Raw genomic sequence first — 20,441 nt, forward strand, 5'->3', positions numbered from 1 at the left:
ATCACATCACGCCTCAACGGACGTGGAAGACCGGACCCCTGGGGCTGAACGGGAGCCGCGCTCCCTGCGGCACCAGGTAGGCGTGCTCGCGGCGTACGCGCAGTGTGTCGCACCAGCCGTCGGTGATGATCAGCACGGGCGCCCCGGGCGGGAAGTCGCCGGCGCGGTGCAGCAGATCGACGCCCGGTTGCAGGACGGTTCCGCCGCGCCCGTGCACCCGCACCCGGCCGGCGATCTCGCCGACGGGCAGATACCCGGCGTCGTGCGGGGCGGCGTCGCAGAACACGACCCGGGCGGCCGGCACGTCGCGGGCCCCGGCGTAGGAGGCGATGGCGCCCAGGGCCTTGCCGAGCAGGGTGCGGTCCATGGATCCGGAGGTGTCCAGGACGACGCCGAAGGTGCAGCGGGCGACCTCCTCGGGCGGGAAGTACCGCCCGGCACGCGGGATGCCGGGCGTGGCCGCCTGACGCCGGGAAGGGCGCGCGTAGGTGCGCAGCGGCTCGGGGCGGGGCACGAACTCGTCGAACCAGCGGGCGAGTCGCGCGTCCCAGGGCAGCGGCGGATGGGACAGCGCCCGGATCTCCTCGACCAGTCCGCCGGGCAGGAAGCCCCGCTCCTGCCGGCGGTGCAGGTCCAGGCCCTGGGCGAGACCGCGGCGGTAGAAGGCGTCGAGGTCGACGTAGTCGCGGGGCGAGCCCAGCGGCGCGCCGAGCACGTCGCCGACGCCCTTGCCGCGCAGGGTGGCCAGGCGGCGTGCGCGGCGCAGGTCGCCCGCGATGCGGTCGTAGACCTCCTCGGCGGACAGCCCGGCCAGTGCGGGGTCGTGGAGCAGCCCCTCGGGCATGGTGCCGATCTGCATCTCGGTCAGCCAGCCGTTGATGACGTAGTCGCAGGCGACGTTGAACAGGTACGGGTCGCGGGTGCCGCAGCGGTCGCCGTGGCGCAGGGCGGCGTGCAGCATCTCGTGGGCGAGGACGAAGCGCCATTCGTCGTCGTCCAGCCGGCGCAGGGGGTTGAGGTAGATCTCGCCCGCCTCGGCGTTGACGGCGGCGACGGCGATGCCGTGGGCGCGCGCCAGTTCGGCGTCGGCGACCAGCTCGATGCCGGAGGCGATGCCGCCGAGAAGCGGGTAGGAGGAGATGAACCAGCTCAGGGCCCGCTGCCAGGGGCGCCGGCGGGGCGCCTCGCCGTCCAGGGTGTCGCGCCGGCCGCCCGCCATGTCCATCGCGGCGGAGACGGTCCGGGTCAGGGCGGTGGCGAAGGCCAGCTGCCAGTCCGGGGGATGCGACCAGCCCACCCACGGCACGAGCACCTGGTCGGGTTCGTCACCGGCCGTGCCGCAGCGGGTGTACGCGGCGGGCAGGCCGTCGCGCCGCCAGCGGGCGGCGAGCTGCTCCTCGTCGCCGTCCGGGTAGGAGGCGGGCAGGTGTTCCGGGGTCCGGCCGACGGTGAAGCCGAGCAGGAAGCGGTTGACGACGACGCAGCGGGCGGCGAGGTCGAAGGCGTCGGGCTGGACGCGTGTGCCCTTGACCGCCGGGACGTGCCCGAAGCCGAGGTGGAGGACGGCGTGCGCGAGCGCCCAGGCCCAGTCGGCGGGTTCGGCGAGCCGGTCCGGGTGGACGTGCAGGTCGCCGTCGGAGTCGACGGCGACGAGCCCGCCGCGCGGGGCGAAGGCGCACTCCTCCCGGCGGCAGATGTCGAACTCGACGGCCGCCAGGGCCGGGTTGGCCTTGAGCAGGCGCACTCCCTCGGCGAACGCCTCACCGGCGAGATCCCGCTTCTTCTTCTTGACGGGGCCGCGGCTCACCGCCGCGCCTCCACCAGCCGGGGCATGTCCCGGGCCGCCTCGACGAGGAACCAGGAGGGCAGCACCGGGTTGCCGTCGCCGTCGGAGGCGATGACGGTCTGGGCGACCTCGACGGAGATCTCCGCGAGCTGCACCAGCAGCGACTTGGCGCGGTAGGCGGTCTGGCGGCCGCCCGCCGACATGTGCTCGCGGCTGGCGGGCAGTTCCTTGACCAGCCGGCCGCGGAAGGAGTCCGCGAGGTAGAAGAGCAGGTCGCGGTCCTCGGGGCGGTTCGGCCAGCGGGCGTCGCCCCTGATGATCGCCTCGATGCCGTACCGGCTGCGGACGATCTTGGCGTATCCGCAGAAGGCGGTGGCGTGCGCCGGGGTGAGGGTGCCGTGCGCGAGGACCTTCAGGGTGTCCTCGTCGAGGTCCGGGCCGAAGGAGTGCAGGGCGTCGGAGAGCATGTGCCAGGAGCGGGGCGTGGAGAACGGCTCCTCGGTCTTGGGCGGCTTGGACCACAGATGGTCCGGCCGGTCGGTGAGGTGGTCCACGACCCAGGGGTGGATGCCGTTGCCCTGGGCCCAGGCGAGCCAGTCCGCCGCCGAGACCTCCAGGTGCACGTGCGTGAGCCGGTTGACGAGCGCGGAGGCGATGGGCCGGGCGAGGGCGTTGTCGGTGGCGCGGTTGCCGGCGCCGATGACGAGGGAGCCGGGCGGCAGTTCGTAGTCACCGATGCGGCGGTCCAGGATCAGCGAGTAGAACGCCTTCTGCACATCGGGCGTGGCCGCGTTGAGTTCGTCCAGGAACAGGCAGTAGGGCTCGTCCCGGGCGATGGCCTGCGGCGGGCAGAACACCGAGCGGCCGTCGCGGATCTGCGGCACGCCGATGAGGTCCTCGGGGGCGAGCTGGGTGCCCAGCAGGCTCACGCACTCCAGGCCCAGCGACTCGGCGAAGTCCCGTACCAGGGAGGACTTCCCGATGCCGGGTGCGCCCCAGAGGAACACCGGCCGCACGGTGGCGAGGCCGAGCAGCAGATCGGGGACGCGGGAGGGCGTGACGGTGACGGCTGCCTGCACAGCAGCTACTCCTCGGAGGGTGGGAAGGACGCGCCAATACACAGCGCGGCGTACGACACCGACAGTGTGCGCGTACGGCCTGCGCGGCGCAGCCCGATTTCAGGCGGCGCGCTCCTCCTCGCCGGACTCCAGGGGCACTTGCGGCCCGTTCGACTCGCGCAGCCAGCGGCGCAGCACCCGGTGCACCTGCTCGGCGCCGACCAGCGCCTCACCGGGCCGCACCGGCGCCGACAGGGCGCAGGGCGACAGCAGGAACGGCTTGCCCTGGGCGCCGCCGAGCCCGCCGTGGGAGCCGATCTGCTCCTCGAAGGCGAGGACTTCGCCGTCGGCCGGGTCGTGGAAGGAGTTGACCATGATGTCGGCGGCGTGCGGGAAGGAGTGCGTCCGGCGCACCGCGTCGGCGGCGCCCTCCCCGAACGGCGCGAGCGGCCCCGGGTTCTGGTCCAGGTCGGCGAGCGGTATCTCGGCACCGTAGGCGCCGAGGACGACTCCGCCGTGCTCCTCGCTGCGCACCAGCAGGAAGCCGATGCCGGGATGGTTGGCGAGGGTCGGCAGCAGCGCCGGGTGGCGGGCGTCGATCTCCTCCTTGCTCATCCGGTGCGGCACGTCCGGGAAGGAGATCAGGCCGAGGTTGCCGGAGGCCAGCACGATCGGCTCCTCGCTGCGTGCGGGGCGGTGGCGCTCGCCGCCGTCCTCCACGCGGATGCGCAGCGCGGCGCGGACGGCGGCCCGGGCCTCCGCGCCGCTGCGGGTGCGTTCGGCCTTGCGCGGCACCGGCATGCCGCAGCCGGCCCGCACCAGGTCGCCGAGGGTGAGGCCGTAGCGGGAGCGGAACGTCTCGCCGGGGCTCTGGCCGTGGTCGGACAGCACGACGATCCGGTAGGGGCGCGGGGCGTGCTCGGCGACGTTCTCGATCAGGGCGAGGGAGCGGTCGAGCCGTTCGAGGACCTTCTGCGTGTCGCGGGACGCGGGGCCGGAGTGGTGGGCGACCTCGTCGTAGGCCACGAGGTCGGCGTAGACGGCGGTGCGGCCGGCGAGCATGTCACCGGTCACGGCGGCGACCACCACGTCCCGCTCGACGACGGTCGCGAAGGCCCGCACCAGCGGGTAGAGGCCACCGCGGGAGACCCGGGGGCGCTGCTTGCGCAACCGGGCCCGGACCGACTGGCCGATCTCCCGGCCCACCTCGGCGATGAACGACAGGGCGGTGCGCACGGCGTTGGCGGGGTCCGAGAAGTAGGCGAAGTAGCCGTCCCGGGAGCGGTTCTCCCGGCTGCGGCGGCGGGCGGCGATGGAGAGCACCAGGGCCTGCTCGTCGGCCCCGCCGCTGAACAGGTTGCCCCGGCTGGCTCCGTCGACGGCGAGCAGGCCGTCGTGCCCCGCGTACCGCACGGCGCGGCGCTGCAGTTCGACCGCGCTGGTGGGCCGGTTGCAGACGACGATCTCGCGGGTGTCCTTCTCGTACCAGCGGAACGCCGGCACGTCGTGGTTGCTGCCGTGCAGGATGCCGAGCTGGCTGGCGCCGGTCTGGCTGGACCAGTCGGTGCGCCAGGGGGTGAGGCGGTGGCGGCCGTCCTCGATCCAGCGGGCGACGGTGGGCATCAGGCCCTTGCCGATCGCGTCCAGCAGGGTGTCGTGGCCGACGCCGTCCAGTTGCAGGAAGACCGTGCCGGGCGTGGACGGGCTGGGCGGTCCGGAGCGGCGGCGGCGGTCGGAGAGGCGGTACAGCCGGCGGCGGTAGGCCTCGTCGTCGCGCACGGCGAGGCCGGCGCCGGTCGCCGACGCCACGGCCGACATGACCGCGGCGACCACGACGGCGGTCTCCGGGGCGGCGGCTCCGCGCTCGGCCGGGTTCAGGTTGAGGGCGAGCAGCAGCAGGGCGCCGTTGAGGAAGAACACCAGCAGGCCGAGCACCAGCGCCGGCACGAGGAGCAGCAGCCGCACGAGCAGCGGCCACACCAGGGCCGACAGCAGGCCGAAGGCGCCCGCCCCGAAGGCGGCGGTGACGGCGATGTCGGTCGCGCTGGCCCCGTCCTCCGAGCGGAGCCGGAAGTCCGGCAGGATCCCGGCGAGCACGAGCATGGTGACGGTGGAGACCGCCCATACGCCGATGCTCCGCCCGACCTGACTGGCGGCTCTTCGCCACCGCACGCCCCGCACTCCCAGCCACCTCACGTCCCGGCCCGCACCCACGGGCTTCCTGGTCACAGTGTCTCAACGCACGCGGATGCCCGTTCGCCTCCCGCGTGCCGCTTGCCGTCGAGGCCGCTCGCCTTCCCCGCCGCGACGGCGCTCACGCACGGCGGCTCGGTCGCGGCCGCACGGTGGGCCGGGGCGCTCGGGCCCGGTGGGCCGGTCCGCTCGGGCCCGGTGGGCCGGTCCGCTCGGGCCCGGTGGGCCGGGGCGCTCGGGCCCGGTGGGCCGGGGCGCTCGGGTTCGGCGGGCCAAGTGGTCAGCGCCCGTCGTAGCCCGCCGTCGGCATCGACAGACGGCGGTGCACGCACGCCTTCATCTCCGCGTCGTACGCCGGTTCCGCGTGCCCCACCGTCTCCACGCGCACCCCGCGACGGGCGCACTCGGCGGCGAACTCCTCGACGGAGGCGAGCGCGCTCTCCAGGACCCGCCGGCTGGGCGCCACGAACACGTCGTGGCCGGGCCGCACGCCGTCCCACAGCGCGCCGTGGTCGGGCCGCAGCCCGCGCACCAGTAACTCCCGGCTGACCACGTACCCCCGCTCGGCGGCCCAGCGGGCGCACATCGCGTGCTGGCTGCGGGAGTCGACGAGGAAGGGATCCTCGTCCAGTTCCTCCAGCGGCGTCAGACTCGCGATCGCCGTGACCCGCACCGGCCCCATGGCGTCCCCCCTCACCTCCGTTCTCGCCGCCGACCCTACTCCTGCACGTAGGCTTCGGGGAGTCGCGCGAAGGAGGCAAAGAAGTGCCGGTGGAGATCACCTGGTGGGGTCACGCCACCTGCACGGTGGAGGACTCGAACGTACGGGTGCTCACGGACCCGTTGTTCGCACGCCGGCTCGCCCACCTGCGGCGCCGGCGCGGGGCCGTGCCGCCTCCCGCCGCGCACCGGGCCGACGTGGCCCTGGTCTCGCACCTGCACGCGGACCACCTGCACGTGCCGTCCCTGATGCGCCTGGAGCCCGGCACGCGCCTGCTCGTGCCCCGGGGCGCGCGCCGGGCCGTGCCCGGTCTGCGCCGGCTCACGCACCTGCGGATCGGTGAGATGTCCCCGGGGGACGAGACTCAGGTCGGCGACGTCGTCGTGCGGGCGGTGCCGGCACGGCACGACGGGCGCCGGCTGCCGTTCGGGCCGCACCGCTCCCCCGCCCTCGGCTATGTCATATCCGGCGAGTCCCGGACCTACTTCGCCGGGGACACCGGCCTGTTCGAGGAGATGGCTAAGGAGGTCGGGCCGGTCGAGGTGGCGTTGCTGCCGGTGGGCGGCTGGGGGCCGTACCTGGGCGAGGGGCACCTGGACGCGGGCCGGGCGGCACAGGCGCTGGCCCGGCTCGCGCCGCGCAGTGCCGTGCCGGTGCACTACGGCACGTACTGGCCGATCGGCATGGACGCGGTGCGCCCCCACGAGTTCCACACGCCGGGGCACGAGTTCGTGCGGATGGCCGCCCGGCACGCGCCCGGTGTGGCGGTGCACCGGCTCGACCACGGGCAGAGCGTGCGGCCGGAGGTCGCGCAGTGAGCCGGTCCGCCGAGGTCTCCCTGCTCGCGGTGTCGGCCGTCACCCCGGCGTCCGTGGTGCCGGAGGCGACGCAGCAGGCGATCGGGTATCCGACGCTGTTCGTGCTGGTGCTGGCCGGGGCGCTGGTGCCGGTGATCCCGACGGGGGCGCTGGTGAGTTCGGCGGCGGTGGTGGCACTGCACCGGACGGCGCCGTTCTCGCTGGCGATGGTGTTCGTGACGGCGTCGCTGGCCGCGTTCCTGGGGGACGCGGCGCTGTACTGGCTGGGGCGGCGCGGACTGACCTCGAAGAACGGCTCGCGGTGGCTGGAGGGGATCCGCCGGCGGGCGCCGGAGGACCGGCTGGAGCAGGCGCAGGAGAAGCTGGCCTCGCACGGGGTCGCCGTGCTGGTGCTGTCCCGGCTGGTGCCGGCGGGGCGCATCCCGGTGATGCTGGCCTGCCTGCTCGCCGAGTGGCCGCTGCGGAGGTTCTCCCGGGGGAACTTCCCGGCCTGCCTGGCCTGGGCGGTGACGTACCAGCTGATCGGGATCCTGGGCGGGTCGCTGTTCGCCGAGCCGTGGGAGGGCGTGGTGGCGGCGATCGGGGTGACCCTGCTGATCAGCGTGGTACCGGGTCTGGTGCGGCGGGTGCGGCGGGCACGGTAGTCCGGGGACGCCCTGGCGCTGGTCCCGGGGCGCCGGGCGGTGGTCCCGGGGCGCCGGGCGGTGGTCCCGGGGCGCCGGGCGGTGGTCCCGGGGCGCCCGGCGGGATGCGGTGGCGCCGCGCGGTCTACAGGACCTTGGAACCGCCCACCGGCAGGTCCCAGAGGTCCTCGCGGGGCAGGCCCGCCTTCTCCCAGGCGGCGCGCACGCGCGTGAGGGGCTCCATGACCGGTTCGGCGGACAGGACGAAGGTGCCCCAGTGCATGGGCGCCATCCGGGCCGCGCCGAGGTCCTGGGCGGCCCGGACCGCTTCCTCGGGATCGCAGTGCACGTCGCTGAGCCACCAGCGCGGGTCGTAGGCGCCGATGGGCAGGAGCGCGAGGTCGATGCCCGGGTAGCGGCTGCCGATGCGCGAAAACCAGTGGCCGTAGCCGGTGTCGCCCGCGAAGTAGACGCGCCGGCCCTCCCTGTCGGTGAGCACCCAGCCGCCCCAGAGGCTGTGGCAGGTGTCGGTGAGGGTGCGCTTGGACCAGTGGTGGGACGGCACGAAGTCGAAGCGGACGCCGTCGAGTTCGGCCGCCTCCCACCAGTCGAGCTCCGTGACGCGGGTGAAGCGGCGGCGGTGGAACCAGCGGGCGAGCCCGGCCGGGACGAACACCGGGGTGTCGCGCGGCAGTCGGCGCAGCGTCGGGGCGTCGAGGTGGTCGTAGTGGTTGTGGCTGATGACGACGGCGTCGACCCGGGGCAGGTCCTCCCAGGGCACGCCCACGGGGGTGATGCGGGCCGGGGTGCCGAGGATGCGGCGCGACCAGACCGGGTCGGTGAGCACCGTCAGTCCGCCGATCCGCACGACCCAACTGGCGTGTCCCGCCCAGGTGACGGCGACCGTGCGGGCGTCGACGCGGGGCTGCGGGGCCGGGGCGTAGGGCAGCCGCGGGATGTCGGCCAGGCCCTCGGGGCCCGGTCGCACGGCGCCCTCGCGGGCGAAGCGGGCCATGGCCTTGAAGCCGGGCAGCGGGGCGGTCAGCCGGTCGTGGAAGGTGCGCGGCCAGACTCTGCGCTCGGCCAGCGGCCGGGGTTCGGCCAGGGGCGGGCCGGGCGGTGCGAGCGGCGAGGGGAGGGCCGGTGCGTGCCCGTCCGGCGCGGTCGTGCTCGTCGTCGACTCGGACTGCTGCGTCATCGCGGAGGCTCCCATCGCCGAGCGTCGTCGCGGAGATCGTCGAAGACCGACTTCAGTTGGACCAACGCGCGTTGCACGTGCGGCAGTTCCAACGGCCTGGGGGTGGTGAGACATTCCGCGCGCTCGGTGTCGGAGCCGTTCACCAGCGCGCCGGTGCACAGCCGCACGCGCGGGGCCTGGAGGTCGTCGCCGAAGCGGTGGCCGCCCGGGGCGGGCATGCCGAGCCGGTCGGTGAGGAAGTCCTCCAGCTCCTGGGCGTCACCGACGCCGTGCAGGTTCAGCGCGTCGCGCAGGGGTGCGAGGTCGACGTACAGGTGACGCCCGGCCTGCGGGGGCCGGGCCAGGGCGCCCGCGCCGACGACGGCGGAGTGCGCGGCGGCGGCCAGGTGCGCGTGCAGGCGCACGGTGGCGGCCACGCGCGCGGTGACGGGCTCGGGTTCGGACAGGGCGTACGCCGCGGCCGCGGCGACCGGGGCGGCGACACGGGCGTCGAGGGCGGTGAGGACGTCGAGCACGCGCGCGTGGAGGCCGTCCCCGTCGCCTCCGGCCGGGAACCGGGCGACGGCGGCCGGCCAGCCGGGCGGGAGCAGGGCGCCGGCCAGGTCGCTGACGACCGTGACGCGGTCGGGCAGCATCTCGGCGGGGCTGAGCAGCACGGTGCCGTGCGGGTCGTGCAGGGTGTCGCGCCAGGTCTCGTCGCTGACCAGGTGCAGGCCCTCGCCCTGGGCGGCCTCGACGGTCTCGTGCAGCAGTTCGGGCGGGGCGACACCGGCCGTGGGGTCGTCGGCGACGGACAGCACGAGCAGCCGCGGGTCGCCGCCCTCGGCCCGGACGCGGCGCACCGTCTCCAGCAGGGCGTACGGGTCGGGGACGCCGCCGCTCTCCGGCGGGGTCGGTACGTGGAAGGCGGGGCGGCCCAGCAGCCGGGCGTACGGCGCCCACCAGGCGGCACAGGGCCGGGGCACCAGGACGTCCCCGCCGAGGGCCGCGGTCAGGGCCAGCAGCAGGGTGGGGGCACCGGGTGCGGCGGCCACGCGGCCGGGGTCGCAGTGCAGTCCGCGCCGGTCCCAGTAGCCGCAGGCGGCTTCCCGCAGGGCGGGGCCGCCGCCGACCGGTTCGTGGCCACCGCGGGCCGCGGCGGCGGCGAGCACGGCGGACAGCTCCGGCAGGACCGGCAGCCCGTCGTCCGGGAGCGGGGGCCCGAACCGGACGGGGCCGTGGCCTTGCGGGTCCGTCCGCCGCATCCGTACCTCCGCAGTGCGTGGTGCCGCCGTGTGGTGCCGCCTCGGCGCGAGCGCCGCTCCGCTCCCCCGTTCCCCGCGGGTCGCCGGGTGGGCGGCCGGGCCTCCACGGCCTCTGAGTACCCACCCGGACTCCGTCTCATGGGCTGCGGACGGGGTCGTGACGGTCACAGCATGGACGGGGCCGGGCCGGGGAAGCGGGGAGGGCTCGTGAGGTGGGGCGAGGGCGTGCGTCGGGTTCGTGCCCGGGCCGGGCCGCACGCGGCACCGGTCGTCGTGCAGCGGGTTCAGCGGTACGAACCGCTCCGTCGGGTGCGCAGCCGGTGCACGGCCGCGCCCAGGGCGCCGGCGATCAGGACACCGCCCGCGGCCAGCGCCGGCACGGAGTCGGTGAACGCCCCGCCGTCGCCGGCCCGCACCCCGCGCTGGACGGGCGCCTCGCCGCACCGGGCCGGGTCCGGCGCGTGGTGGGGGGACGGCTCGGGGCAGGGCCGGTGCGTGGGCGGGTGGGGGCCGGAGCCGTGCAGGACGGTGAACGTCGCGCTCCACTCCTTGCCCTGCCCTCCGGGAGCCGCCGGGCAGGTGCCGTCGACGGTCCAGGCCGAGTCCTCTCCCCCGGCGTGCGCACCGCCCGTCAGGTCCCCGGCCGGGGCGATGACGGCGGTGCCGCGGTAGACGGGCGCGGTCCCCTGGCCGCCCGTGCCGCCCTCGGCGGTCCAGTCGGAGCCCTCACCGGGAAGTCCGGGGTCCTCCGCGAGCGCATCGGGGTCCTCACCGAGTTCCGGGTCCCCGGCGAGCAGGCCGGGGTCCTCGCCGAGCAGTCCCGGGTCCTCCGCGAGGAGCTCGGGGTCTCCTCCGGGAAGCCCGGCGTCCTCCTCCGGCAGCCCGGGGTCCTCCTCCGGGACCTCCGCGTCCTCGGCGAGGGGATCCGCGTCCTCCGCGAGGGGATCGGTGTCCCGCGCGAGGAGGCCGAGGTCCGCCCCGGCGTTCTCGGCGGTGGCGAGCGCCGCCGTGCCGGTACGGGCCGGATCGGCACCCCACTCGGCGGCCCCGTGGCCGCCGGTGACCCCGCCGCCGACCCGGCGCAGGGACACGGTGCCCTCGGCGAAGGCCTCCGAGGTCGCCTCGATGCTCCCGGGCGGCGGCCCGCCGGTCGGATCGCAGCGGACCGACACGGTGAGCGTGCCACCGGGCTGCACGGTGGCGGGGCTGACCTCGGCGGCCGGCTCCGCGAAGGCGGGCGGGCAGCACACGAGGGCGGTTCCGGCGGCGACGGTGACGGTGAGGGCGTGCAGGGTGCGGCGCATGGAGGGGACTCCTTCGTTCGTCATGCCCCTCTGCCATGACAGCCCGGGCCCGTCGGCACCGCGCGGAACGGGACCCCATTAGCGGGACGGCGCCCGCCGATCGGGTGACTGGGAGCCCGCCTGGGCGACGTCCCGCATGACCTGGTCCCGCACCCGCCCGCAGCAGCGGCTGAGCAGCCGGGAGACGTGCATCTGCGAGATGCCCAGTTCCTCGGCGATGCGGCTCTGCGTCATGTCCTTGAAGAACCGCATGTACAGGATCGCCCGCTCGCGCTCGGGCAGTGCCGTCAGCCGCGCCCTGACGGCCTCGCGGTCCACCACGGTGTCCAGCGCGGCGTCGGGGGTGCCCAGGACGTCGCTCAGCGAGTAGCCGTCGTCGCTGCCGGGCAGTTCCGCGTCGAGCGACAGGGCCGTGAAACTCTCCAGCGCCTCCTGGCCGGTCCGGACGTCCTCCTCGCTCAGGCCCGTGTGGGCGGCGATCTCCGGGACGGTGGGGCGGCGGCCGGGTGAGACCTGGGACAGCTCGCGGGAGGCGACCCGCACACGGTTGCGCAGTTCCTGCACCCGGCGGGGCACGTGCACCGTCCACATGTGGTCGCGGAAGTGCCGCTTGATCTCCCCGGTGACGGTGGGGACGGCGTAGCTCTCGAAGGCGTTGCCGCGGGCGGGGTCGTACCGGTCCACGGCCTTGACCAGGCCGAGGGCCGCGACCTGGCGCAGGTCCTCGTAGCTCTCGCCGCGGCTGCGGAAACGGCCGGCGAGCCGGTCCGCCATGGGCAGCCAGGCCTCGACGACGGCGTCCCGCAGGGCGTCGCGCTCGGGACCGGCGGGCATCGAGGAGAGGCGGGCGAAGGCCTCCGCGGTGTCGGGGGCGTCGTGGTGGGGGTGCCTGGCACTGGTGCGGGTCGGCATGATGCGTCCCCATTCCCTGCTGGTTGCTGCGGGGCGGGCGGTCACCGCGGGGAGCGAGGCGCGTCGGCCGGACGGACGGGGTGCCGCCGATGGCGGCCGGGCCGCTCCCGCGCAGGGTGCCTCCAGTCCGAAGCACTCCTGTCCGCCTGCCCCTCGCGGGCCGTCCCAAACCAGGGCGAAGCGCCGCCGGTGCTTCGGCGCGAAACGGTGCGTACGCCGCGATCCGGTGGTGCGAAAGCGGTGTCGTCCGCCGGTGTCCGGGTACGCGGTGCGGGCCCCCGAACGTCTGGAGGGAGACATGCAGCGAGGAAGCGACCGGCTGAGCGTCCACCGGGACGACGAGATGAAGCACGAACTGCAGGGTCTGCTCAGGTCCGGGCACCCGACGCGTGCGGAGGACTGGCACGACCCGGAGCCGTACGCCGAGGACGATCCGGAGGTGGCGTACGGGCCGGTGACACCGAGCCGCGCCCCGAGCTCCCTGGAGTCGGTGCGGCTGGATCTGGCCCGCATCCTCGGCCGCAGGGCGTTCCCGGCGCACGCACGGGAGCTGGTCCGCGCGTTGCGCGACCGGCGGGCGCCCGACGCGCTGGTCGAGGCCGCGGAGCGGCTGCCGCGCAAGGAGCACTACGGCAGCGTGCAGGAGCTGGCCGAGGCGATGGTCCGGGTCCGGGAGACCGGCCCGCAGGAGTACGCGTGAGGAACCGCTTCGGGGGCACCGCGGCGCGCCGCGGTGCCCCACCGGCCTGGAAGGGGACGGAGGCCCGCGCATGGCCGAGTACGTGAAGGACGTGATGACGCCGGGCGTCGTCGCCGTGCGCCCGGACGCCTCGCTCGTCGAGGCGGCTCAGTCGATGCGCACGCAGAACATCGGCGACGTGGTGGTGGCCGAGGGGCAGGACGTGATGGGTGTGCTCACCGACCGGGACATCGTCGTCCGGGCGGTCGCCGACGGTCTCGACCCGGCGACGGTGAGCGTGCAGGCCGTGTGCACGAAGGACCCGGTGACCGTCACGCCGGAGGACCGGGTGGCGACCGCGGTGACGCTGATGCGCGAGCACGCCGTGCGCCGGCTGCCGGTGGTGGAGAACGGGCTCCCGGTCGGGATCGTCAGCCTCGGCGACCTGGCCGAGGCCGAGGACCCCGCCTCCGCCCTCGCCGACATCAGCCGCGCCGAGCCGGACGGCCCGACGGGCGTCTGACCACCGGCGACGACGAGTACGACGACGACTCACGACGAGCACGACGACGACTCACGACGAGAACACACAGACCGAGAAGGGACAGGGAACATCATGCGCATCGCATTTCTGGTCGCACCCGAGGGCGTCGAGCAGGTCGAGCTGACCGACCCGTGGCAGGCCGTGAAGGACGCGGGCCACGAGCCCGTGCTGGTGTCGACGCAGGACGGTGAGATCCAGGCGTTCAACCACCTCGACAAGGCCGACACCTTCCCCGTGGACGAGGTGGTGGGCCAGGCCGCGCCGGGGTCGTTCGACGCGCTGGTGCTGCCCGGCGGCGTGGCGAACCCGGACTTCCTGCGGATGGACGACAAGGCCGTCGCGTTCGTGCGGGACTTCTTCGAGCAGGGCCGGCCGGTCGCGGCGATCTGCCACGCGCCGTGGACCCTGGTCGAGGCGGACGTGGTGCGCGGCCGGGTGCTGACCTCGTGGCCGAGCCTGCAGACGGACATCCGCAACGCGGGCGGCACCTGGGTCGACCAGCAGGTCCAGGTCTGCGACCACGGGGCGAACAAGCTGGTCACCAGCCGCAAGCCGGACGATCTGAAGGCGTTCTGCGAGACCTTCCTGGAGGTCTTCACCAAGAGCGCCGCCTGACGCCTGACGCAGCAGCGCACGCCCGCGCGGGGACCGGGCCGGTTCGTACCGGCCCGGTCCTCTCCGTGTACGGCACCGACCGACGGGCCGGTGCCGTACACGGAGAGGACTCAGGTGCCCGGTGTCGTGGGGGTGGCCGACTCCCCTCCGGTGCGCTCCCGGGCCCCCTCACGGGTACGGCCGGCGGCCACCGGGCGCTGGGGGTTGCGGCGCAGGTACTCGCCCTCCAACTGGGCCATGCGCTCGTTGTGGGCGCGCAGCGCGTCGTTCGAGCCGTACAGCAGCGTGTCGTGGCGCGTGCGGTGGATGTTCTCCAGTTCCTTCATGAGCTGCTGGTCGTCCAGCCGGCCAGGGTCCACTCCGGTCATCGTGTCGCCCCGCTCGTCGTGTTCGTCCATGCGGTCCGGGTACCCGCCCCGGAAGCACAGCGCACCACTTCCGAGAGGCACCCGGGAGGGAGCCATGGATCTCGCTTTTCTGCACCCACTGTACGAACACCCCGGCCCCTGGGCCTCCGTGTACGTGGACACGTCCCGGCAGACGGAGGACACCGCGCACGAGCGGCGGCTGACGGCACAGGCCATGGCGGGACGGCTGGCGGACCGAGGAGCTGACGAGGCCACGTGCCGGGCCGTGCAGGGCGTGATCGAGGATCTGCGGCGCTCCTCCGACCCGCACGGCCGGGCCCTGTTCGCCCGGGACGGCGAGATCGTCCTCGACGCGGCGCTGGTCCGTCCGCCGCAGGGCGGGGACTGGGCCGAATGGGCGGCGCTGCCCCGGGTCGCCCCCCTGCTCGACCTGGCCGGCGAGGACCCGCTGTGCGTGGTGGCCTACGTCGACCGCAAGGGCGCCGACTTCGAGCTGCGCAGCGCGCTGGGGCGCCGGGAGGCGGGCGGCGTCAGCGGGCGGCAGTGGCCGGTGCACCGGACGAGTACCGGCGACTGGTCCGAGCGGCACTTCCAGCTGCGGGTGGAGAACACCTGGGAGCACAACGCGGCCGAGATCGCGGACGCGCTCGCCGTCTGCCAGGAGGAGACGGGCGCCGACCTGCTGATCCTCGTCGGCGAGCAGCGTGAGCGGCGGGCGGTGTACGAGCGGCTGCCGAAGCGGCTGCACGGCAGGGCCGTTCAGGCCCCGCACGGCGTCGGCAGCCGGCTGCTGGACGAGGACGTGGAGCGGATCCGGGCCGAGCACGAGGCGCGGCGGGCCGAGGAGGAGCTGGAGCGGTTCCGCGCCGCGCGCACCCCGGACGACGCGGGACGCGCGGGGGCCGTCGAGGGCGTGCCCGCGCTGGTGGAGGCGGCGCGGGAGCACCGCATCGACGAGCTGCTGGTGCGCGTCGACGGGCCGGACGCGCACCGCGAGGTGTGGATCGGCGAGGACCCCGACCAGCTCGCGGTGCGGCGTACCGACCTGAAGGTGCTCGGCGAGCAGCACTCCTGGCCGGCCCGGGCGGACGACGCGCTGATCCGCAGCGCGGTGGCCACCGACGCACCGGCCCTGTCGGTCTCCACGCAGGAGGTGCCGGCCGGCGGCCTCGGGGCGCTGCTGCGCTGGAAGTGAGCCGCCGTTCGGGTGGGGTGGGCCCTACCGGGCCCGCTCCACCCGTCGTTCGTCCCAGACCGGCTCCGGGGTCTCCCGCACCCGGCCGTCGCTGCCGAACACCAGGTAGCGGTCGAAGGAGCGGGCGAACCAGCGGTCGTGCGTGACCGCGAGGACCGTGCCCTCGAAGGACTCCAGCCCTTCCTGGAGGGCCTCCGCGGACTCCAGGTCCAGGTTGTCGGTCGGCTCGTCCAGCAGCAGCGCGGTCACGCCCTGCAGCTCCAGCAGCAGGATCTGGAAGCGGGCCTGCTGGCCGCCGGACAGGCGCTCGAAGGTCTGCTCGGCCTGCTGGGTGAGTTCGTAGCGGCGCAGCCGGGACATGGCCGCGCCCCGGTCCTGCGCGTGCTCCTTCCACAGGATGTCCAGCAGGGTGCGGCCCTGGAGCTCCGGGTGCGCGTGCGTCTGCGCGAAGTGGCCGGCCACGACGCGGGCGCCCAGCTTCCACTGCCCCGTGTGCGCCACGTCCTCGCCGGCGAGCAGGCGCAGGAAGTGGGACTTGCCGGAGCCGTTCGAGCCCAGGACGGCGACCCGCTCGCCGTAGAAGACCTCCAGGTCGAAGGGCCGCATCAGGCCGGTGAGCTCCAGCTTCTCGCAGGTGACGGCCCGCACGCCGGTGCGGCCGCCCTTCAGACGCATGCGGATGTCCTGCTCGCGCGGCGGCTCGGGGGGCGGCCCGGCCTCCTCGAACTTGCGCAGGCGGGTCTGGGCGGCCGCGTACCGTGACGCCATCTCGTGGCTGACCGCGGCGGCCTGGCGCAGGTTCAGCACGAGCTTCTTCAGCTGGGCGTGCTTCTCGTCCCAGCGTCTGCGCAGCTCCTCGAAGCGGGCGAAGCGCTCGCGCCGGGCCTCGTGGAAGGTGGCGAAGCCGCCTCCGTGCACCCATGCGTCCGCTCCGGCGGGCCCCGGCTCCAGGGAGATGAGGCGCTGGGCGGCGCGGGCGAGGAGTTCGCGGTCGTGCGAGACGAACAGGACGGTCTTGCGGGTCTCGGCGAGCCGTTCCTCGAGCCAGCGCTTGCCGGGCACGTCGAGGTAGTTGTCGGGCTCGTCGAGGAGGAGCACCTCGTCGGTGCCGCGCAGCAGCGCCTCCAGCACGAGACGCTTCTGCTCACCTCCGGACAGGGTCCGCACCTGACGCCACTGCGCCTTGTCGTAGGGGACGCCGAGGGCGGCCGTGGTGCACATGTCCCACAGCGTCTCGGCCTCGTAGCCGCGGGCCTCGGCCCAGTCGGCGAGCGCCTGGGCGTAGGCCAGCTGCGCGGACTCGTCGTCGACGGTCATGAGGGCGTGCTCGGCGACGTCCACGGCGCGGGCGGCCTCCCGGATGCGGGGCGCGGCCACCGAGACCAGCAGGTCCCGCACGGTCGTCTCGTCGCGCACGGATCCGACGAACTGCCGCATCACGCCGAGCCCGCCGCCGACGGTGACGGAGCCGCCGTGCGGCTTGAGCTCACCGGAGAGCAGGCGCAGCAGGGTCGTCTTCCCGGCGCCGTTCGGGCCCACGAGGGCCGCCACGGCCCCCTCCCCCACCCGGAACGAGACGTCGCCGAGCAGCGCCCGTCCGTCGGGCAGGTAGTACTCCAGATGCGCGGCTTCGAGATGACCCATGGGCGCGATTGTCCGGGTCGGGCCGCGGACCGGGCAAACCCATTTCCGCCGACCGCCGGGCGCCCGCCCGCGCCGGAGCGCCTGAGGGGGTGTCCGCCTAGACCCGCTCCAGCGGCCGGAACGGCTCCGCGGGCAGCTCCACGGCGATCGGGTCCCCGGGCCGGACGACGCCGTCCTCCCGGACCACGCTCATGATCCCGGCCTTGCGCACGACCCGCCCCTCCTCGTCACGGCCGACGACGCGCTTGAGCAGGCCGCTGCGGAAGGCGTCGATCTGCAGGCAGGGGTTGCGCAGGCCGGTCACCTCCAGGACGGCCGTGCCGCCGATGCGCAGCAGGGTGCCGGTCGGCAGGGCGAGCAGGTCGATGCCGCGGGTGGTGATGTTCTCGCCCAGGTCGCCGGGGGTCACCCGGTACCCCGCCTCGCCCACCTCGTCGAAGAGTTCCTCGTGCATCAGGTGCACCTGCCGGAGGTTGGGCCGGGTGGGGTCCTGCGCCATGCGGGAGCGGTGCTTGACGGTCACTCCGGCGTGCACGTCCCCCTCCACCCCGAGTCCGGTGAGCAGCCGGATGCTGTCCCGGTTCGGCTTGGTGAAGGAGTACTCCCCGTTGCTGCTGACCGCCGTCACTCGCCCGCTCATGCCGTGCTTCCCCCTCGTCCGGCCACGATCATCGTCCCCCGAGCCTGCCCCGGCACCTCCGGTGTGTCCACCCCGCCCCGTCGGCGGGTACCCGCAGGACATGACGACCTCCGACTCGGCCCTCCCCTTCCGGAAACCCGGGCGTCCATCCCTGCTCGACCGGGTCCTGGCCGTGGACCGGCGTCTCTTCGAGGCCGTGGCGGGCGGGCGCGGGCCCGGGCGCTCCGTCCTGGCGCCGCTGGAGCGGAGCGCGCACCACGGGGCGTTCTGGTGCGCCACCGCGGTGGCCCTGGCGGCCAGCCGGACGCCCCGGGCCCGCCGCGCGGCCACCCGCGGGCTGGCGTCGCTGGGCGCCGCCTCCCTGGCCGCCGGCGCCCTGGGTAAGCGCGCGGTGCGTCACCCCGGCCCGGCCGTGGCGCCGCTGCCCGTGCTCCGGCGGCTGCGGCGACGGCCGGTCACCACGTCCGTCCCCTCCCGGCACGCCGTGTCCGCCGCCGCTTTCGCGGCGGGTGTGGCACTGGAGTCCCCGGCCTGGGGCGCGGTCGTGGCCCCGGTGGCGGCCTTCGTCGCCGTGTCGCGGGTGCGGTCGGGTGCGCACTTCCCGAGCGACGTCCTGGCGGGCGCGGCGCTGGGTGTGGGCACCGCGTACGCCCTGCGGGGTGTGGTGCCGACGCGTGCGCAGGTCACCGCGCTGCCCCGGCCGCGGGCCGAGGTGCCGGCGCTGCTGGAGGGCGAGGGTCTGGTCCTCGTGGCGAACACCGCCTCGGGATCGGCCGAGCGGGCCTCCGCCCTGCGCGACGCCCTGCCGCGTGCCGAGGTCGTGGAGTGCGCCCCGGAGGAGGTGCCCGCGGAGCTGGACCGGGCGGCCGGGCGGGCCAGGGTGCTGGGGGTGTGCGGCGGCGACGGCACCGTCAACACGGCGGCCCGGGTGGCTCTGCGCGCCGGGCTGCCGCTGGCCGTGCTGCCGGGCGGCACCCTGAACCACTTCGCCTACGACCTGGGCGTGGAGGACGTCCGCGATCTCGCCCGGGCGCTGCGCCAGGGCGATGCCGTGCGGGTGGACGTGGGCCGGTTCTCCGGCGGCGGCCGGGAGGGCGTCTTCCTCAACACGTGCAGTGTGGGCGTGTATCCGGAGCTGGTGCGGGAGCGGGAGCACTGGTCCCCGCGGATCGGCGGCTGGCCGGCGGGGATGCTCGCCGCCCTGCGCGTGCTGCGGGCCGACCGGCACCCGCTGGAGGCCGAGCTCGGGGGCCGCACGCGCCCGCTGTGGCTGCTGTTCGCCGGGAACGGCACCTACCACCGGATGGGCCTGCTGTCGGGGCGGCGGCTGGACCTGGCGGACGGGCAGCTCGACGTGCGGGTCGTGCACGGCGGGCGCCGGCCGGCCGCGCGGCTGCTCGCCGCCGCCTTCGCGGGGCCGCTGACGCGCTCCCCCGTCCACGCCGCGGTGCAGGTGAGGCGCCTGCGCCTGGATCACGTCGCCCCCGGGACACTCCTCGCCCACGACGGCGAGGTGACCGAGGTGGAGGGCACCGTGACGCTGGAGAAGCTGCCCCGGGCCCTGACCGTCTACCGTCCGATCACCGGATACTGACCCACCAGCAGTCCCACATGGCAAGACAGTTGGTCTCATCATGCGGTCGTAGCGCGTACGGTGATGCCCTGCCGAAATCGATCGGAAGGGCTGGACCGCCATGCCGGAACCCCGGGAGACCGCCGTCTACACGCACGGGCACCACGAGTCCGTGCTGCGCTCGCACACCTGGCGGACCGCCGCCAACTCGGCCGCCTACCTGCTCCCTTCGCTCCGGCCGCACATGAGGATCCTGGACATCGGGTGCGGGCCGGGGACGATCACCGCCGATCTGGCGGAACGGGTGCCGGACGGGCACGTCACGGGTGTCGACCTGGCACCGGCCGTCCTGGAGCAGGCCCGCTCCACGGCCCGGGCGCGGGGGCTGCGCAACACCGATTTCGCGGTCGCCGACGTGAACGCCCTCGCATACCCGGACGACACGTTCTGCGTGGTCCACGCCCACCAGGTCCTCCAGCACGTCGGCGATCCCGTCCGGGCGCTGCGGGAGATGCGCAGGGTGACCAGACCGGGCGGGCTCGTCGCCGTGCGGGACGCCGACTACGCGGCGATGACCTGGTATCCGGCCTCGGAAGGGCTCGACGCCTGGCTGGACCTCTACCGCCGGGTCGCCCGGGCCAACGGCGGGGAACCGGACGCCGGGCGGCGGCTGCGGGCCTGGGCCCTGCGGGCCGGGTTCACGGACGTCACGGCGACCTCCGGCACGTGGACCTTCGCCACGCCGCAGGAGCGGGCGTGGTGGAGCGGGCTGTGGGCCGACCGGACGCTCGACTCGGCCTACGCGGACCGGGCGCTGGGAGGCGGGCACGCCGGCGAGCAGGAACTGCGGGACGTGGCCCGCGCCTGGCGCGAGTGGGGCGCCCGGGACGAGGGATGGTTCGGCGTCCTGCACGGAGAGATCCTCTGCCGGAAGGAGGCCTGAGACGCGAACGGCGGGGGCCCCGGCACCGGTGGGGGGCGCACCGGAAGGGCGCCCCCGTGCCGGGGGCGCCCTTCGTCCGGGATTCTCGCCGTCGCTGTGCGGAGGTCGCCGGATCACTCCCGGGGGAGCAGGGGACCGAGCGGTCCGAGGTCCAGATTGAGGTCCTCGGGCCGCAGTCCGTAGCGGTCGCGCAGTTCCGCCATGCGCTCCTCCAGCAGCATCAGCGTCAGCCCGATCCGCTCCTCCTGGTCCTCCGTCAGGTCCCCCACGTCGAACCGGCGCAGCGCCTGGCGCTCCATGAGCTGGCGCAGCAGTTCCACCACCGTCAGGACCAGCTTGACCAGGTCGCGTTCGACGGTGTCGGGTTCCAGGTCCATCCGCTT

Annotated in this window: 20 protein-coding genes; 8 read left to right on the forward strand and 12 right to left on the reverse strand. The window is 75.0% G+C overall.

Going from position 1 to position 20,441, the window contains the following annotated elements:
* Positions 1-13: 13 nt before the first annotated feature.
* From ACH4C6_RS17440 to ACH4C6_RS17455, 4 genes are all read right to left on the reverse strand, one after another.
* Positions 14-1,807 carry a hypothetical protein gene (locus tag ACH4C6_RS17440; protein WP_398109443.1) on the reverse strand — a complete coding sequence of 598 codons (1,794 nt, stop codon included), beginning with the start codon at positions 1,805-1,807 and terminating at the stop codon, positions 14-16.
* Positions 1,804-2,865 (reverse strand): ATP-binding protein, encoded by a 1,062-nt coding sequence (locus tag ACH4C6_RS17445; RefSeq protein WP_398109444.1) that lies wholly within the window; start codon positions 2,863-2,865, stop codon positions 1,804-1,806. The genes ACH4C6_RS17440 and ACH4C6_RS17445 overlap by 4 nt, the downstream gene beginning before the upstream one ends.
* Positions 2,866-2,964: 99 nt before the next feature.
* Positions 2,965-5,025, reverse strand: a complete 2,061-nt coding sequence (locus ACH4C6_RS17450) for an alkaline phosphatase family protein (protein ID WP_398109923.1) — start codon at positions 5,023-5,025, stop codon at positions 2,965-2,967.
* 292 nt (positions 5,026-5,317) lie between these two features.
* Positions 5,318-5,719: a hypothetical protein gene (locus tag ACH4C6_RS17455; RefSeq protein ID WP_398109445.1), complete on the reverse strand. Its 402-nt coding sequence runs from the start codon at positions 5,717-5,719 to the stop codon at positions 5,318-5,320.
* Positions 5,720-5,802: 83 nt separating this feature from the next.
* Between ACH4C6_RS17455 and ACH4C6_RS17460 the strand changes: the two genes are divergently transcribed.
* Both ACH4C6_RS17460 and ACH4C6_RS17465 read left to right on the forward strand, forming a co-directional pair.
* The gene (locus tag ACH4C6_RS17460) at positions 5,803-6,576 is read left to right on the forward strand and encodes an MBL fold metallo-hydrolase (protein WP_398109446.1); all 774 of its coding nucleotides are present in this window, start codon (positions 5,803-5,805) and stop codon (positions 6,574-6,576) included.
* On the forward strand, positions 6,573-7,220 hold the full coding sequence (locus ACH4C6_RS17465) for a DedA family protein (protein ID WP_398109447.1): 648 nt from the start codon (positions 6,573-6,575) through the stop codon (positions 7,218-7,220). The genes ACH4C6_RS17460 and ACH4C6_RS17465 overlap by 4 nt, the downstream gene beginning before the upstream one ends.
* A gap of 124 nt (positions 7,221-7,344) precedes the next feature.
* Here ACH4C6_RS17465 and ACH4C6_RS17470 read toward each other — a convergent pair whose 3' ends face one another.
* The 4 genes from ACH4C6_RS17470 to ACH4C6_RS17485 form a co-directional block, all read right to left on the reverse strand.
* Positions 7,345-8,397, reverse strand: a complete 1,053-nt coding sequence (locus tag ACH4C6_RS17470; RefSeq protein WP_398109448.1) for an MBL fold metallo-hydrolase — start codon at positions 8,395-8,397, stop codon at positions 7,345-7,347.
* Positions 8,394-9,641, reverse strand: a complete 1,248-nt coding sequence (locus ACH4C6_RS17475; RefSeq protein WP_398109449.1) for an aminotransferase class I/II-fold pyridoxal phosphate-dependent enzyme — start codon at positions 9,639-9,641, stop codon at positions 8,394-8,396. The genes ACH4C6_RS17470 and ACH4C6_RS17475 overlap by 4 nt, the downstream gene beginning before the upstream one ends.
* Positions 9,642-9,925: 284 nt before the next feature.
* On the reverse strand, positions 9,926-10,945 hold the full coding sequence (locus tag ACH4C6_RS17480) for a hypothetical protein (RefSeq protein ID WP_398109450.1): 1,020 nt from the start codon (positions 10,943-10,945) through the stop codon (positions 9,926-9,928).
* A gap of 78 nt (positions 10,946-11,023) precedes the next feature.
* Positions 11,024-11,857: an RNA polymerase sigma factor SigF gene (locus tag ACH4C6_RS17485; protein WP_398109451.1), complete on the reverse strand. Its 834-nt coding sequence runs from the start codon at positions 11,855-11,857 to the stop codon at positions 11,024-11,026.
* 298 nt (positions 11,858-12,155) lie between these two features.
* Here ACH4C6_RS17485 and ACH4C6_RS17490 point away from each other — a divergent pair, with 298 nt between their 5' ends.
* From ACH4C6_RS17490 to ACH4C6_RS17500, 3 genes are all read left to right on the forward strand, one after another.
* Positions 12,156-12,557, forward strand: a complete 402-nt coding sequence (locus ACH4C6_RS17490) for a DUF2795 domain-containing protein (protein WP_398109452.1) — start codon at positions 12,156-12,158, stop codon at positions 12,555-12,557.
* Positions 12,558-12,627: 70 nt separating this feature from the next.
* On the forward strand, positions 12,628-13,059 hold the full coding sequence (locus ACH4C6_RS17495; protein ID WP_398109453.1) for a CBS domain-containing protein: 432 nt from the start codon (positions 12,628-12,630) through the stop codon (positions 13,057-13,059).
* A 93-nt stretch (positions 13,060-13,152) separates the two neighbouring features.
* Entirely contained in the window at positions 13,153-13,695 is a 543-nt protein-coding gene (locus ACH4C6_RS17500) for a type 1 glutamine amidotransferase domain-containing protein (protein WP_398109454.1), read from the forward strand.
* A 110-nt stretch (positions 13,696-13,805) separates the two neighbouring features.
* Here ACH4C6_RS17500 and ACH4C6_RS17505 read toward each other — a convergent pair whose 3' ends face one another.
* Entirely contained in the window at positions 13,806-14,093 is a 288-nt protein-coding gene (locus ACH4C6_RS17505) for a DUF6158 family protein (protein ID WP_398109455.1), read from the reverse strand.
* A gap of 64 nt (positions 14,094-14,157) precedes the next feature.
* On the opposite strand from ACH4C6_RS17505, the gene ACH4C6_RS17510 reads away from it, so the two are divergent.
* Positions 14,158-15,258: a Vms1/Ankzf1 family peptidyl-tRNA hydrolase gene (locus tag ACH4C6_RS17510; protein WP_398109456.1), complete on the forward strand. Its 1,101-nt coding sequence runs from the start codon at positions 14,158-14,160 to the stop codon at positions 15,256-15,258.
* 24 nt (positions 15,259-15,282) lie between these two features.
* Here ACH4C6_RS17510 and ACH4C6_RS17515 read toward each other — a convergent pair whose 3' ends face one another.
* Complete coding sequence (locus tag ACH4C6_RS17515; RefSeq protein WP_398109457.1) at positions 15,283-16,902, reverse strand: ABC-F family ATP-binding cassette domain-containing protein; 1,620 nt, start codon at positions 16,900-16,902, stop codon at positions 15,283-15,285.
* Positions 16,903-16,999: 97 nt separating this feature from the next.
* Positions 17,000-17,542, reverse strand: coding sequence for an MOSC domain-containing protein (locus ACH4C6_RS17520; RefSeq protein WP_398109458.1), 543 nt, complete (start codon positions 17,540-17,542; stop codon positions 17,000-17,002).
* A 100-nt stretch (positions 17,543-17,642) separates the two neighbouring features.
* Here ACH4C6_RS17520 and ACH4C6_RS17525 point away from each other — a divergent pair, with 100 nt between their 5' ends.
* Positions 17,643-19,136 carry a diacylglycerol kinase family protein gene (locus ACH4C6_RS17525; RefSeq protein WP_398109459.1) on the forward strand — a complete coding sequence of 498 codons (1,494 nt, stop codon included), beginning with the start codon at positions 17,643-17,645 and terminating at the stop codon, positions 19,134-19,136.
* Positions 19,137-19,236: 100 nt separating this feature from the next.
* Positions 19,237-20,058 (forward strand): class I SAM-dependent methyltransferase, encoded by an 822-nt coding sequence (locus ACH4C6_RS17530; RefSeq protein ID WP_398109460.1) that lies wholly within the window; start codon positions 19,237-19,239, stop codon positions 20,056-20,058.
* A 113-nt stretch (positions 20,059-20,171) separates the two neighbouring features.
* Here the strand turns inward: ACH4C6_RS17530 and ACH4C6_RS17535 are convergent, their stop codons facing one another.
* Positions 20,172-20,435, reverse strand: coding sequence for a gas vesicle protein K (locus ACH4C6_RS17535; protein WP_369195155.1), 264 nt, complete (start codon positions 20,433-20,435; stop codon positions 20,172-20,174).
* Positions 20,436-20,441 lie beyond the last annotated feature (6 nt).

The sequence above is a fragment of the Streptomyces sp. NPDC017943 genome (genome assembly GCF_044328425.1).
Classification (GTDB): domain Bacteria; phylum Actinomycetota; class Actinomycetes; order Streptomycetales; family Streptomycetaceae; genus Streptomyces; species Streptomyces djakartensis_A.